The following is a 13881-nucleotide window of genomic DNA, read 5'->3' as shown; positions in this document are numbered from 1 at the left end:
TGCATGCAGATCTTCCAGAACCTGCTGTCAAATGCCATCAAGTTCGCCAGACCGGAAATACAACCCGTGATCGGGATATGGCCGGAGATACGGCGCGCCGGCCACGGCGATGCCGAGTTCGTCCGGATATGGATCGAGGACAACGGCATCGGCATTCCGCCGGCGCAATTGCAGCGGATATTCAAGCCGTTCGAGCGCCTGCATGGCGTCAGCGAGTATCCGGGCAGCGGCATCGGCCTTGCGGTCGTCGACAAGGCCGTGCGGCGCATGGGTGGGCGATGCGGTGTGGAGTCGGAATTGAATGCCGGTTCGCGCTTCTGGGTAGAACTGCCGGTTGACCAGTAAGTCCCCCACTGTATCCGGGCATGAAGGCGCTTGTCGAACCAGGCAGATCGCCCTGCCTGCTATAGCCAGCTTGCGGATCAACGCGAGGCGAAGGAGAGCGGTTTCGATGCACATCGCAAGAAGCCGATCAGCCTCGGTGAGTTGGTTGCCACGATAGAGAATCACCCGCGCTGCCCGGCGGCAGCCTGCATGCTCCGCCGGCTTACTGCTTCCTGTCGTGAACGGAGAGCGAATCGCCGATGGCATAAAACTGTCCGCCCGCGATGTAATGCAGGCTCCGCCATGCCGGGCCGGCCTGATCGAAATGCCAGTGCCCGTCCTTGAAGACGCGCGTGTCGGACCATGCGCCCACGACCTCGCCGATGAACAGATCATAGGTCTGCTGATTGTGCGGCTCCGGTATGAGCTTGCACTGGAGCCAGCCCGAGCATCCAGCAACGAACGGCTGCTCGCTTCCCTCCATGCGGAACAATTCCACGCCCGACTGTTCCAGCTTGTCCGGTTGGTCGGAAAGGCTCACGGTGCCCAGCGTGTGGGTCAGCCCGAGCTGCGCCGCCGTCGGAACCTGGATGACGAACAAGCCACTCTTTTCGACAAGCTCGCGTGTCCTGGCGGTCTTGTCCAGCACCACGGTTAGCTTGGGCGGAGCGTAATCCAGCGCACACGCCCAGGCCGCGGCCATGACGTTGTCCACGCCCTCATGGTGCGCGGACACAAGCACCGTGGGGCCGTGGTTGAGCAGCCGGTAAGCTTTTTTCAGATCAACCGGTGCAATATGACTATCCATTCAAACTCCCCAAAAGGTGTATGCAGTTCAACGGCGCCGAAGGACCTCATCCCGACCCGATCCGTTCCGCCACGAGTTGCTGCAGCCGCCATAAATAACGGTCGTGGATACCACGCTCCTCAAGCCGGGATACCGTATGAAAAAGATATTCGGCCCCGGAGCCCCAATGCCCGCAGGCCCTGGCAAGGGTTTGAGCGATCTGTTCAGGCGCGAGTTTGCCGACATACGCCTGCGATTTGCGGTTCATTACAAAGGCAATGGCTTGCACCGGGACGCCGTCGCTGACGACGGTGATCCAGCGCGGCATCGTATTCGCCGGCTTGATGGTGATCTCGCGTCGGCATATCTTGTTCAGTTGTTCCCGCAGCGTCGCGCCGGACAGGCGGAACAGCATGCCCCTGCACTGGCCGCCCCGGTCGAGGGACATCATGAGCCCGGGGCATTCCGGCGTGCCGCGATGGCTCAGGATTCGGAAACAGAATGAACGGTGCCAGCCGTACGCCGTGCCGCAACGCTCTTCCAGATAGGCGCATTCCGGCTTCCAGATCAGGGAACCGAATGCGAACAGCCATGCGTCGCCACCCTCCGGATGGGTACGCAGGAGACTGTCCACCATGGTGTCGTAATCGTCATCAGACTGGTAGGTGACGCCAGGCCGGGGGCCGGGATCGTCGATGGCCTGGTGCACCAGTGCGACCAGTTCAGGGGTCAGTGCCATACGGCGAGTATGCATCGTGTCGTCCAGGGGTGAATGCGAGAGGCGGATGCAAGATTATCAGTCTTTCTTCTCCCGGAACTCGACATCGATGACCGACGCATCATTGGGCCTTGGCTGGCCTGGCTTGAACAACGATCCGAAGACCGACGAAAGCGCCCGATCAACGACCATCTTCCGTATCCGTGGATAGGCAAGCAGAAAGATGATGGCAAAACCGAGCGCCAGCATCGGCACCAGTGCGCCGCGCTGAAGATAAGCCAGCAGGCAGAACCCGAGCAGCACGACGATGACCGGCCGCCTGGCAGGCCTCGGCAGCAAGCCGACGGTGCGCAATTTTCCCTGGCGTACGAGCGGCAGGCGGGCGAACAGGATGCCGAGAAGAAGTCCGGTCACGATGCGGCCGGTGCCGAGGGAATCGGAAATCACACCCACGACAAGGAAGCCGGCATAGCTCATGGTGGAAGCCAATGCCACCAGCGCCAGCAGCAGCACCGCGCCTGCGATTTTCGGCGCGCGGAATATCAGTTTGATCAGAATCGGAAAGATTTGTTTTACTCCTGCAATAGTGTGACTGAATGGCCCTGTCGAACGATGTAGAAGCACGGGCGATCACTTGGTTGCCAACTTATGCGTAACATATGCGTCCTCACAAGACAATCGAGATACATCTACAAGGAAACTGATTTATGCCGGCAAAGAAAATTATTGCACTGGATGGCGATGGCGTCCTGCTCGACTACCATACCGCTTATCGTTTCGCGTGGCAGCGTGCTTTCGGCGTGTTGCCCGACATCGTTGATCCGCAGGCCTATTGGGCGCTGGATCGATACGCCGTGCGCCGCCTGACCGGCGATGATCTGGAACGCTTCCGTGCATGTTTCGACCACGTTCACTGGTCGTCGTTGCCCGCCCTGCCCGGCGCGGTGGAAGCATGCCATCGGCTGGTCGACGCAGGCTATGAGCTTGTCTGCGTCACCGCGATCCAAAAGGAATTCGAGGATGCCCGGCTCAGGAATCTTCGCGACGCCGGCTTCCCGATCGAACGCATCATGGCCACGCCGAGCTCGCTGTACGGCAGCAGCCCGAAGGTGACGGCGCTGTCCGGGCTTCAACCGGTCGCCTTTGTCGACGACTATCTGCCCTATTTCGAGGGCATCCCCCCGGAGGTGCATGCGGCCCTCATCATGCGCGAGCCCAACGGCAGCCCCAATGTCGGACCGGACCTGGACAATGTGGACTCCCGACATGTCGATCTCGCTGATTTTGCCGACTGGTGGCTGAATTCAGGCAGCGATGCTTCAATCAAGAGTATTGCCTGAACCGGGTCGATCAAGGCGAAGGCATGACGGACTGCAGGCAATCGCAGTCCTGCTGTAACCGAAAGCGGTCATTCAAGGCGATCATTCAACGCAATTTATCAGGAAGCATCGGTTGCGGATATTGCCGCATGGCATGTGGCTATCCGCTTTTAATAAATTGCAGAAAGGCGCAATTGCCAAAATGCTATTATGGCTTTTTGTGAAGGCCATTCGTACCATAGGCTGAATGGGCATGGATATGAAACCGAAAACCATATTGATCGCAGATGAGCAGCAAGATATTCCTGTATTGCGCCTTGCACTCGGCGATGCATTTGATGTCACGGTCAGCATCACGTTCAACGATGCCCTGCACCAGCTTGAGACCCGGCGCTTCAATGCCATTCTTTGCGGCTTGCATTTCGACGAAGGCAGAATGTTCGACCTGCTGAACCTCGTCAAGTCACGGCAAAACACGAAGGACATTCCTTTTATTTGCATCAACACCCTTAACACAGTGCTTTCCGACGCGGTCATCCGCGTCGTCGAAGTGGCAGCCAATGCAACCGGCACCCACGGCTTTATCGAATTTTCCAAATGGCGCAAGGAACTGGGCGATGACGCCGCATTCGCAAAATTGCGAAACTACGTCGCCGATCTGCCGTAACGCGCGCGCCGCTGCCGGCACCGGACATCCATCCCATCTGCAGGTTGAAAATACATTTTGCCGTTACGCGGCGGTCATGCCGCCGCGCAATGCGTCAAAGGCGGGTGACGCCCGCCTTTCTGACATCGGCGATGGTTGGATAGCCGTTGACGGCCATCATCAGATCCGCCTCCGCCAGCAGGCATTTCAGTACATGCGCAGCGCCCGCCGCGCCGTCGAGTGCGAGCCCGTAGATGTAGGGACGGCCGACACCGACCGCCCGCGCACCCATCGCAAGCGCCTTCACCACGTCGGATCCGCTGCGTATGCCTGAATCGAACAGCACCGGCGTATTGCCCGCCGCCTCGACGACGGCCGGCAGCATGTCGATTGCGGCGATGCCGCCGTTCGCCTGCCGTCCGCCATGGTTGGAGCAATAGATGGCGTCGGCGCCGGTATCGATTGCACGCCGTGTGTCCTCCGGGTGGCAGATGCCTTTCAGGATGAGCGGCAGCTTGGTCAGGGACCGCAGCCAGGCCATGTCTTCCCACGTCAGCACCTTGCCGAAGGTTGCGCCCCATCGCTGCACGACCGCGGCACGATCGTTGATCGCCTCTCCCAGCATGGCTTTGAATACCGGGTCCGACGTGTAGTTGGTGAGCACATGGCCGCGCAGTTGCGGAAAATTGCCGGTGTTGAGGTCGCGTGGACGCCAACCCGTCACCCAGGTATCCAGTGTCACGATGATGCCCTTGTATCCGGCGGCTTCCGCCCGGTGCACGAGGCTTTCCGCCAGCGCCTTGTCCCGCGGTGTGTACAGCTGGAAAAAGCCCGGCATGTCGCCGAGTGATTCGGCTACCTTTTCCAGCGGATCATTCGACAATGTGGATGCGACCAGCGGTACCCGGGTGAGAACGGAGGCTTCTGCGGCGGCCAGATCGCCGTGGCCGTCCTGGGTGCAGATGCCGGTCACGCCGATCGGGGCCATGAAGAGCGGACTGTTGAATGTCAACCCGAACAGCTCGATCGACAGATCACGCTTCGTGCAGTCGACCATCATGCGCGGCGTCATGCCCCAGTGGCCGAACGCGTCGGCATTGCGATCCTGCGTTGTTTCGTCGCCGCATCCGCCCTGGACGTAATTGAGCACCGAAGGCGGCATGGCCGCGGTGGCGCGCGCTTCCAGCGTCGCAAAGTCCACCGGTACGCGCGGTGTTACACCATGTAATCCGGCCAGGTAAATTTCATTCTGGTAGTCGCCGTAATGAGCCATTTTGTCTCCATCAATTTTTAAATACGATACGGATATCGATATTCATCATGCTTTCCTCCGATTCTCCGATCCGGAGAGAAGCATGGGTCGACAACCCCGCAAATGGTAAGGCAAATGCTTGGAGGTCGCTGACCGGTGAAGTTCAACCGGATCAACCCGAATATTTCCGCGAGGATTGCTTCTGCGGGGTCAACACCGGACCATCATGTTCCATGCGTTATACTCGGCGTCGGGTGCTCACACGCCGTGTGTGGCAGGTTAAGCGATGGTCGGGCCGCCACGCGGCTTCCTGACGACCTATGTACGCACCCACGCCAATTCCGTTTGCCGGCGCCACGTGTTCCACGCGGCTTTTCTTTCGACCTGCCGGTCCGGCCTATCGGGCATCCGCCCGCGCTCCTCCTCCATGTTCCAAACTGCATGCCGGCGTCTCATTGCTTTTGAGCGGCATGCCGACGTCGGCCATCGGCTTTCACCAACGATCCAATCATTCCAAGAACATCACCGAACATGGATACCATCAACCTTATCGCGGCAGTGATTTTCGCGCTGGCGCTTGTACATACTTTTGCGGCAAAAACATTTGAGCGTATCGCGGACCGGAGCACCAGGCATGCCGGGTTGTTCCACCTGCTGGGCGAGATCGAAATTGTTTTCGGATTGTGGGCGGCCGTCCTGATCGTCTTCATGGCGGTGCTCGGCGGCGGCAAGGCGGCGATCGACTACGCCGAGTCCCGCCAGTACACGGAGCCGCTGTTCGTGTTCGTCATCATGGTCGTTGCCGCATCCAGGCCGGTGCTGGAGGCGGTGAAGGCGTTGATCGCGTCCCTGGCACGGGCCGCACCGGTCAGAACCGCCGTTGCCCAGGCATGGCTGTGCCTTGCGCTGGTGCCGCTGATTGGCTCGTTCATCACCGAGCCTGCCGCGATGACGCTCGCCGCCTTGATGCTGGCCCCATTGGTGTTCCGCCCCGGCATCCCGGAATGGCTGAAGTACGGCGCTCTCGGCGTGCTGTTCGTGAACGTGTCCATTGGCGGAACGTTAACGTCCTTTGCCGCCCCGCCGGTCCTGATGGTTGCCGCGACCTGGAACTGGGACACCGCTTTCATGGCCGCCAATTTCGGCTGGAAATCGGCGATTGCGGTCGTGATCAATGCCACGGTGATCACGTTCATGCTTCGTCCGCATTTGTCGGACGCGGCGCCGGGCATCGGCGCGGAACAGGTAAAGGTGCCCGCGACGGTCAGCGCGATTCACTTGCTGTTTCTCGCAGCGATCGTCGTGTTCGCGCATCACCCGGTGATTTTTCTCGGCGTCTTTCTTTTCTTCCTCGGGTTCACCCAGGCCTACGCGCACTACCAGAACCCGTTGATCCTGAAAGAAGGGCTGCTGGTCGGGTTTTTCCTGGCAGGCCTGGTGGTCCTGGGCGGCATGCAGCAATGGTGGCTGCAACCGATCGTCTCCAGCCTTGAGCCGACGGCGTTGTTCTTCGGCGCGCTCGGGCTGACGGCGATCACGGACAATGCCGCGCTGACTTACCTGGGGTCGCTGATCGAAGGCATATCCGACGAAGCCAAATACATGCTGGTGGCCGGCGCGGTAGCGGGCGGCGGACTCACGGTGATCGCGAATGCGCCCAACCCCGCCGGGGTCGCCTTGCTGAAGGAAGGCTTCAATGACGGAGCGATCGGTATCGGCGGACTGCTGGCGGGCGCGTTATTGCCGACCGCCGTGGCGGCTGGCTTCCTGCTGCTGTGATCCGCACATCGTCGTTCGAAAAGCCGGTCGCGGCCCGTCACCATCATCAATCGGCCAGCGGCACGGCGCGGATCATGCCGGCAAAGCCCACCCCCATCAAAAAACCGGCGCGGGACCGGGGGCTTCTCTTTGCCTGCGCCTTCATCGTCGCCACCATGCTTTCCTTGAAGCCCAGGCGAGGATAAGCCTGAACGACCTGTCCGATGGTGTCCGGGTGCAGGCGGCGGCGCCCGGCGCCGACCACATCCATCCCCGCTCCGGCATGCAGCAGGTGCGCTTCGGCGCCATGCCGCAACCCGACCCGCACATTCAGGTGCAGTGAAATCGCTTCCGATAACCGGTGCCGGCGCTCGTCCGGCCATCCCGCATCATGTGCGAATTGCGCTGCCGCCCGTGCGCCTTCCACAGCAAAGCAGGCAGCGCAGCGTGCATCCTCTTCATGGCATGCATGGCGGGGCGTCAGCCCAAGGTCATGCAGCGCACTGGCGACGAACAGCAATTCTTCATCGAACCGGATGCCGCGTGCCTGTGCACTGATCGCGCCCCACAGATAGGTGCGCATGCAGTGATTGGCCAGCCACAGCGGGCTTAGTCCACGCATCAGCCTTTCGGCTTGTTGAGCCGTACCCGAGTCGGGAATCCGGAGCGATGCCAGGTCGACGCGCGCCAGTTCGTTCAACGAAATGCGGAGGCGGCTTTTCAGCTTGTCCGGCAGAGCGGCAGCGCGGGTCAGCATTGCTTGTGCCAGCAGGCGCTGGCGGTCGCGGTTGGTCAACAGGCCGTTTGTGGCTGCCGCCCAGTGCATGGTGCCAACTGTGGTTCGCATCGTGTTTTTCTCCCGGGGGAATGAGTCAGGCAAAGTCAACGAGACCGACGATGCGGAAGGCGATCACCCAGCACACCACCAGCCCGGTGAGATAAAACATTGCTCGCCATGGCTGCTTCCCCATCAGGTAGGCCACCGTGTGCGCATAGCGTGCGCCCACATACAAGCCGAAGAGAAGCTGCGCCGATTCGCCGGATGCGCCAAGCAGCACATAAGCGAGCGCCAATGCCAGAAACAGCGGCAGATTTTCGACGTCGTTGCGCCACACATTCGCGCAGCGCTGGGGTAGGGGCGCTTCCGCCTGTGCCGGCTTTCGCCCCATCAGCGCCGCGTCCTCCGGCACCGTGAATTGGCCTGAGCGCAGGCGGCTGACGACCTGGATCATGCTGGTGAGCGTGGTCTTGGCGAACAGGGCGATGAGAGCGAGAGCGAATGGGGCGAGACCGGGCATGCTGTCCATGGTTTTCCTCCTTGTTTAAAAATCGGCAGCAGGGAGTATGAGGAACGGCGGCAACAATGCCCATTGGCTAAAACGCCATATTCATGGTGTAATTCGCCAGGCTGTCTCGTGAATTTATTGAATTTGAGGACATGCAATAAAGTGGTTAGAGTGAAAGACGCAGTACACCCAAAAATCGAATGAACCACACCTCTAAAACCATCCGCATCGGCGTGCTCGTCTACCCTGGTTGCCTGCGCAGCAGCGCAGTCGGGCCACTGGACATCTTCCAGATCACGAACACGCTGATGCAATATCGCCCCGCCGAGCAGCGCCTGCACTTCCAGGCCGACTGGTTCAGTGTCCGCGAGGACCCGATCGACATCGGCGGACTGCGCTTCGCCACCCGGCCGCTGCAAGGCGCGCGCCTCGATGCGCTCATCCTGCCCGGCATCGATCATCGCGACACGCAGGATCTGGCCGGACTGATCGGCGCACTCGCGCCGGAACAGCTGGCCATCCGCGACTTTGCACGGAGCGGTCGCCTGCTCGCGTCGAGCTGTTCCAGCACCTGCCTGGTGGTGCACGCGGGCCTGCTCGACGGCCGCCGGGCGACGACGAGCTGGTGGCTTGCCAATTACTTCCGCAAGCAGTTTCCGCAGGTGCGGCTCGATGCGGAAGAGCTGGTGGTGCAAGATGAACAGTTCATCTCGTCCGGCGGCGTCACGTCCTTCCTCGACCTGGCGCTGTGGCTGGTGGGCCACTTCGGCGGCGAGGCATTGCGGCAGACCGCCGCCAAGGTGCTGGTGGTGGATGGCAATCGTTCCAGCCAGGCGCCCTATGTCGCCGCCGCGATGATGCAGGACCAGGGACATGCGGTGGTCGAGCGCGCCCGCCGCTGGCTGAATCGGCAACTCGGGCAGCCGTGGACCATGGCGCAGCTGGCGGCGCATTGCCACACCAGCCCGCGCACGCTGCTGCGGCGTTTCCAGGAAGCGACGGGCATGAGCCCGGTGCGCTATGCACAGCAGCTTAGCGTCGAGCGCGCGAAGGCCTTGCTGGAATCCACCCGGCTGTCGCTGGAGGACATCACGCAGCGCTGCGGCTACGAAGATCCGGCTACCTTCAGCAAGGTGTTCAAGCGATGGGTGCAGGCGACGCCCCGCGAATACCGGTTGCGGTTCGGATTGCGGCACTGAAGGCTTTCGCATACAGTTGTTACTCCAACGCAATCCCGTGACCGCTTTTCGATGAGTACCCGTTCCAGGCGCATCCGACGCATCGCCTTTATCCTGCTTGCCATCTTCGCCATCATGGCGGCAACCGTGTTCGCCGGACTGCACTTCGCCACCAAGGAACTCAAGAGCCAGGTGGAACAGGCGCTCGGCGGCGACGGCGAGATTGGCGAGATCGTCGTCGGCTGGTCGGCGATCGAAGTCCTCGACGTGCGTATCCGGGGTCCCAAGGGCTGGCCGGCGCAGGATGCGCTGCGGGCGAGCCGGATCGTGATCAGGCCGGACCTGCTCGGCCTGTTTTCCGCACGCATCCATATTCCGTCCATCACCATCGACCAGGCGTATCTGTCGGTACTGCGGTCACGCGACGGCAAGCTGAAGCTGCTGCCCAGCCTGCTGGACAGGCAGGCCGGCACGAAGGACACGCAGAGCGCGGCCAGCCCGACGGTCACCATCGGCAAGATCGAGCTGCATGACGGTGCGCTGGATTTCTACGATGCGACGGTGCGGCAGCCGGCGCATCGGATCAGGCTGGAGCGTCTCGAAGCCAAGGTGGAAGACCTGCGTGTCCCGTCTCTCGACGGTCGCACCCGCATCCGCCTCGACGGCACCGTCAAGGGCGTGCAGCGCAACGGCAAGCTGGCGATCGACGGCTGGGCGGAACTGGCATCTCGCAATTCCGAGATTAGGACCAGGCTGCAGGGCGTGGACCTGGTGGCCTTCCAGCCCTATCTCATCAAGGCATCCGAAACCGGCGTGCGGCGCGGCGCGCTCGATCTCACCATCAAATCGACGGTGCGCAACAACCGCCTGCATGCGCCGGGCACCGTGACGCTCATCGGACTGGAACTCGCGGACGGCGGCGGCTCGATGGGCACCTTCATGGGCGCGCCGCGCCAGCTCGTGGTGGCGGCGCTGAAGGACCGCAGCGGCCGGATTTCGATCGATTTCGTCCTCGACGGCAATCTGAGCGACCCGCGTTTTTCGCTCAATGAAAGCCTGTCCAAGCGCATCGGCACGGCGGTCGCCGGCGGACTCGGCATCAGCCTGGAAGGCGTAGCGCGCGGCATCGGCGGCGCGGCCGAAGGATTGGGTGGCGTGGTGAAGAAATTATTCGGGCAATAAGACGCGGTGGCGGAATATGCATTACCCTGTTTTGCATTACCTTATGATTTTCACAACGCATACCGCCCGCTTCATGGCGGCACATGACGATGACGCATTCAAAACATGGATAACGCACTTTCAGACACCCAGATTGAACAATTTGCCACCGACGGCTACCTGATCCTGAAAGGCCTGGTAACGCCGGTCGCCTGCGACCTGATGCTGTCAGTCGCCAAAGAACACCTGCGCGCCGCCGTGCCGCCGCTGGAATACGAGGCCGAGGTCGGCTATGCGGGCGCGCCCGCGTCGCTGGATGCGCCCGGCGGCAGGACCGCGCGCCGGCTGCGCGACGCCTACCACCGGCATGAATGCTTCAAGCTATGGGCGGAGGACAAGCGGCTGGTGGCGATGCTGCGGCAGATTTTCGGCGAACCGGTCATGCTGACTCTCGCCCACCACAACTGCGTGATGACCAAGCATCCGGATTTCGGTACCGCCACCGGCTGGCATCGCGATATCCGCTACTGGTCGTTCACCAAGCCTGACCTGATTTCCGTCTGGCTGGCGCTCGGACCGGAACACGAATCCAACGGCGGCCTGAAGGTGATTCCCGGCTCGCACCGGCTGGACATCGGCCGCAGCCAGCTCGACGACCTCGACTTCCTGCGGCCGGATGTCGCGGAAAACCAGGCGCTGTTCGACCAGGGCATCCCGTTGAATCTCGAGAAGGGCGACGTGGTGCTGTTCCATAGCGGGCTCTTTCATGCAGCCGGCAGGAACACCGGCGCATTGGTGAAGACCTCGGTGGTCTATGCATACCACGGGGCGGGCAATGCGCCTGTGGCAGGCAGCAGGTCAGCCGCGGCGGGCGGGGTTGCGTTAGGCTGAGTTGCCCTCCCGTCATGCGGCAATAGACACGGGGCTACGGATGCAGCCCCGTTTTTATTGCGGCATTGCCCGCTCCTCGGCTTTGGTCAAATTGGCGGCGAAACCCCCACGCTATACTTGACCGCCGCATCGCCGATGCCCGGCAGCGCCGCACCTGCTCTCAATGAAAATCTCTCAGAGGTAACGATGTCAGTCATACCGGACGTATCCGATGCTCCCTTGCTGATCGTAATGAATGCTGGATCCGGTCGCAAGGACAGGACGGAAACGCGGGAAACGATCACCCGGGTACTGACCGAAGCAGGGCGCGAGCACCGCCTGATCCTGGTGGAGAATCCGAAGCAGATCGTGGAGATTGCCCGCCGCACCGTGCAGGAAGCGAAGGCCTGCGGCGGCGTGGTGGTGGTGGGCGGCGGCGACGGTACGATCAATGCCGTCGCCAATGCGGTGCTCGGCAGCGGTTGCGCATTCGGCGTGCTGCCGCTGGGCACCTTCAATTACTTCGCCCGCACCCACAACATCCCGGAAGACACCGAGGAAGCGACGCGTTTGCTGCTGACCGCCCGCCCGCATCCGGTGCAGGTCGGCCTGGTGAACCAGCACCTGTTCCTCGTCAATGCCAGCCTGGGCTTATATCCAAAACTGCTGGAAGACCGCGAGGCCTACAAGCGGCAGTACGGGCGCAGCCGGTTTGTGGCCATGCTGTCCGGCGTAGTGACGATCCTGAGGCAGCACCGCCAACTGCGCCTGACGCTGGAGCGGCATGGACAGGTAACGCAGATGCGCACGCCCACCGTTTTCGTCGGCAACAATCGCCTGCAAATGGAACAGACCGGTATCCCGCTGGCCGAGGCGCTGGAGGAAGGCCAGCTTGCCGCCGTGGTGCTGAAGCCGGTCGGCACGCTGGCCATGCTGTGGCTGCTGGTGCGCGGCGCGTTGGGACAGCTCGGCGATGCGGATCATGTCATCAGCTTCGGCGTGCGCCGGCTGACGGTGCGGCCGTCGAGGCTGTACCGCATCCGCCGCGTCAAGGTGGCGACCGACGGCGAAATCGGCTGGCTCGATGCGCCGCTTGAATTCCGCGTCGGGCCGGAGCCGCTCTACCTGCTGAAACCCGATCCGCCCGCGGACGACAACAACGAGGCCGCCTCATGACGGTCGTCCTTCATATCTCCGATCCGCATTTCGGCACCGAGGTGGCGCCTGTGGTCGAGGCGCTGGCGCGGCTGGCACAGGAGCACCGGCCCGGGCTGGTGATCCTGTCGGGCGACATCACCCAGCGCGCGCAGCAAGCCGAGTTCGACGCGGCACGCCGGTTCCTGGAGCGGCTGGACGCGCCGGCCCGGCTGGTCATCCCGGGCAATCACGATATCCCGCTGTTCCAGCTCGGAGCCCGGCTGTTTACGCCCTATGGCCGCTACCGGCGGGTGTTCGGCGACGATCTCGAGCCGGTATTCGACGATCCCTCGATGCTGGTGATCGGGGTGAAGACGACGCGCCGCTACCGGCATATCGACGGCGAGGTCTCGGCGGCGCAGATCGGCCGGGTCGCGGACCGGCTGCAACAGGCCAATCCTGGTCAGCTTCGCATCGTGGTGACGCACCAGCCGGTGTTCGTGACGCATGCCGAGGACGAGGAAAATCTGCTGCATGGCCGCGACGAAGCGATACGGCGCTGGGCACTCGCGGGTGCCGACCTGATTCTCGGCGGCCATATCCACAGGCCCTTCGTGAGCGCATTGCACGAACGCTTCCCGGATTTTCCAGGGCGCGTCTGGGCGGTGCAGGCCGGCACTGCGCTTTCTTCACGGATCCGCCATGACGCCGGCAACTCGGTCAACCTGATCCGCTATGCCGGCACGGCCATGCCGCGCCATTGCAGCGTCGAACGCTGGGACTACCATCCGCCGTCACAGGCATTCCACTTGAAGACCCGGCTGGAACTCGATTGCGGGGACCGGCGCTAAGGGGAGCGAGAGGTATTACTTCTGCGTGCCCAGCCATTTCGCCGAGCCCACCATTTCATCAAAAAACGCCCGCAGCGACATCTCGCTCATCGAGTACGGATCGAACTCCGCTTTGGACGAGTATTTCAGAAACAGGGAACGGTTTTCCTGCGTGTAGCCGAGATACCCCATGTTCCAGTCGGAGAAATTGCGCGCCGCGACTTCTTCGAACATCAGGAGCTCCGCGTCGGCATGGCGGGTGTCGTTCAGGATACGGTGATAGACCTTGCTGACTTCCCGACGGTCGCCTTCCAGGCATTGCAGGAAAATGCCGCCGGTGAAGCACAGCGCGCCGGTCACGCCGGCACGGCCATTGTTTGCGACCGATTTCTCGAGTATCTCCCGCACGTCGGATTGCGAAGTGTTTTTTTGTACCCTGCTTGCGTAAATCAGCCTGACCAGCATGTGTATCTCCCTGTGAATGTGAATGCAAATGTGAATGTGGACCTGCCCGGGCAATCGGGTGAGGCGGCGCGCGGGCTGCCGTGCGACTCGATCGGGGCTGGTAAAAGCGGGGCGGGGGGGGGGGGGGGGGGGGGGGGGGGGGGGGGGGGG

Annotated in this window: 16 protein-coding genes; 9 read left to right on the top strand and 7 right to left on the bottom strand. The window is 62.1% G+C overall.

Translation table 11 applies throughout. The annotated features are described in order from the left end of the window. A partial coding sequence (locus tag V7080_RS15575) for a sensor histidine kinase (protein WP_334189309.1) occupies nucleotides 1–345 on the top strand: 345 nt, incomplete at its 5' end. A gap of 202 nt (nucleotides 346–547) precedes the next feature. On the opposite strand, the gene V7080_RS15570 is transcribed toward V7080_RS15575, so the two are convergent. The 3 genes from V7080_RS15570 to V7080_RS15560 are packed head-to-tail and all read right to left on the bottom strand — an operon-like array spanning nucleotide 548 to nucleotide 2453. After that, complete coding sequence (locus V7080_RS15570) at nucleotides 548–1132, bottom strand: flavin reductase family protein (RefSeq protein WP_334189308.1); 585 nt, start codon at nucleotides 1130–1132, stop codon at nucleotides 548–550. 46 nt (nucleotides 1133–1178) lie between these two features. Continuing rightward, nucleotides 1179–1865, bottom strand: a complete 687-nt coding sequence (locus V7080_RS15565; RefSeq protein ID WP_334189307.1) for a gamma-glutamylcyclotransferase — start codon at nucleotides 1863–1865, stop codon at nucleotides 1179–1181. Between the two features lie 42 nt (nucleotides 1866–1907). After that, nucleotides 1908–2453 carry a hypothetical protein gene (locus V7080_RS15560; protein ID WP_334189306.1) on the bottom strand — a complete coding sequence of 182 codons (546 nt, stop codon included), beginning with the start codon at nucleotides 2451–2453 and terminating at the stop codon, nucleotides 1908–1910. Between the two features lie 83 nt (nucleotides 2454–2536). Here V7080_RS15560 and V7080_RS15555 point away from each other — a divergent pair, with 83 nt between their 5' ends. Both V7080_RS15555 and V7080_RS15550 read left to right on the top strand, forming a co-directional pair. Further along, nucleotides 2537–3169, top strand: a complete 633-nt coding sequence (locus tag V7080_RS15555) for an HAD family hydrolase (protein ID WP_334189305.1) — start codon at nucleotides 2537–2539, stop codon at nucleotides 3167–3169. Nucleotides 3170–3401: 232 nt separating this feature from the next. Beyond that, a complete protein-coding gene (locus V7080_RS15550; protein ID WP_334189304.1) occupies nucleotides 3402–3815 on the top strand; it encodes a hypothetical protein in 414 nt (137 codons plus the stop codon). 94 nt (nucleotides 3816–3909) lie between these two features. Here V7080_RS15550 and V7080_RS15545 read toward each other — a convergent pair whose 3' ends face one another. Beyond that, a complete protein-coding gene (locus V7080_RS15545; protein WP_334189303.1) occupies nucleotides 3910–5067 on the bottom strand; it encodes an alpha-hydroxy-acid oxidizing protein in 1158 nt (385 codons plus the stop codon). Nucleotides 5068–5577: 510 nt separating this feature from the next. Here V7080_RS15545 and V7080_RS15540 point away from each other — a divergent pair. Then, complete coding sequence (locus V7080_RS15540) at nucleotides 5578–6825, top strand: putative Na+/H+ antiporter (RefSeq protein ID WP_334189302.1); 1248 nt, start codon at nucleotides 5578–5580, stop codon at nucleotides 6823–6825. A gap of 46 nt (nucleotides 6826–6871) precedes the next feature. Here the strand turns inward: V7080_RS15540 and V7080_RS15535 are convergent, their stop codons facing one another. Further along, entirely contained in the window at nucleotides 6872–7651 is a 780-nt protein-coding gene (locus V7080_RS15535) for a hypothetical protein (protein WP_334189301.1), read from the bottom strand. A gap of 25 nt (nucleotides 7652–7676) precedes the next feature. Then, nucleotides 7677–8111, bottom strand: coding sequence for an MAPEG family protein (locus V7080_RS15530; protein WP_334189300.1), 435 nt, complete (start codon nucleotides 8109–8111; stop codon nucleotides 7677–7679). Nucleotides 8112–8290: 179 nt separating this feature from the next. Here V7080_RS15530 and V7080_RS15525 point away from each other — a divergent pair, with 179 nt between their 5' ends. The 5 genes from V7080_RS15525 to V7080_RS15505 all read left to right on the top strand — a co-directional run bounded on the left by V7080_RS15525 (nucleotide 8291) and on the right by V7080_RS15505 (nucleotide 13287). Next, nucleotides 8291–9289 carry a GlxA family transcriptional regulator gene (locus V7080_RS15525; RefSeq protein WP_334189299.1) on the top strand — a complete coding sequence of 333 codons (999 nt, stop codon included), beginning with the start codon at nucleotides 8291–8293 and terminating at the stop codon, nucleotides 9287–9289. A 51-nt stretch (nucleotides 9290–9340) separates the two neighbouring features. Continuing rightward, complete coding sequence (locus V7080_RS15520; RefSeq protein WP_334189298.1) at nucleotides 9341–10450, top strand: DUF748 domain-containing protein; 1110 nt, start codon at nucleotides 9341–9343, stop codon at nucleotides 10448–10450. 105 nt (nucleotides 10451–10555) lie between these two features. Further along, nucleotides 10556–11320: a phytanoyl-CoA dioxygenase family protein gene (locus V7080_RS15515; protein ID WP_334189297.1), complete on the top strand. Its 765-nt coding sequence runs from the start codon at nucleotides 10556–10558 to the stop codon at nucleotides 11318–11320. Between the two features lie 186 nt (nucleotides 11321–11506). Next, nucleotides 11507–12475 (top strand): diacylglycerol/lipid kinase family protein, encoded by a 969-nt coding sequence (locus V7080_RS15510; protein ID WP_334189296.1) that lies wholly within the window; start codon nucleotides 11507–11509, stop codon nucleotides 12473–12475. Further along, on the top strand, nucleotides 12472–13287 hold the full coding sequence (locus tag V7080_RS15505) for a metallophosphoesterase family protein (RefSeq protein WP_334189295.1): 816 nt from the start codon (nucleotides 12472–12474) through the stop codon (nucleotides 13285–13287). The genes V7080_RS15510 and V7080_RS15505 overlap by 4 nt, the downstream gene beginning before the upstream one ends. A 15-nt stretch (nucleotides 13288–13302) precedes the next feature. On the opposite strand, the gene V7080_RS15500 is transcribed toward V7080_RS15505, so the two are convergent. Further along, a complete protein-coding gene (locus tag V7080_RS15500) occupies nucleotides 13303–13731 on the bottom strand; it encodes a BLUF domain-containing protein (RefSeq protein WP_334189294.1) in 429 nt (142 codons plus the stop codon). Nucleotides 13732–13881 lie beyond the last annotated feature (150 nt).

Source organism: Noviherbaspirillum sp., assembly GCF_036846085.1.
Lineage (GTDB): Bacteria > Pseudomonadota > Gammaproteobacteria > Burkholderiales > Burkholderiaceae_D > Noviherbaspirillum.
Note: the sequence above shows the minus strand (reverse complement) of the source record. Positions and strands in the feature narration are given on the sequence as shown.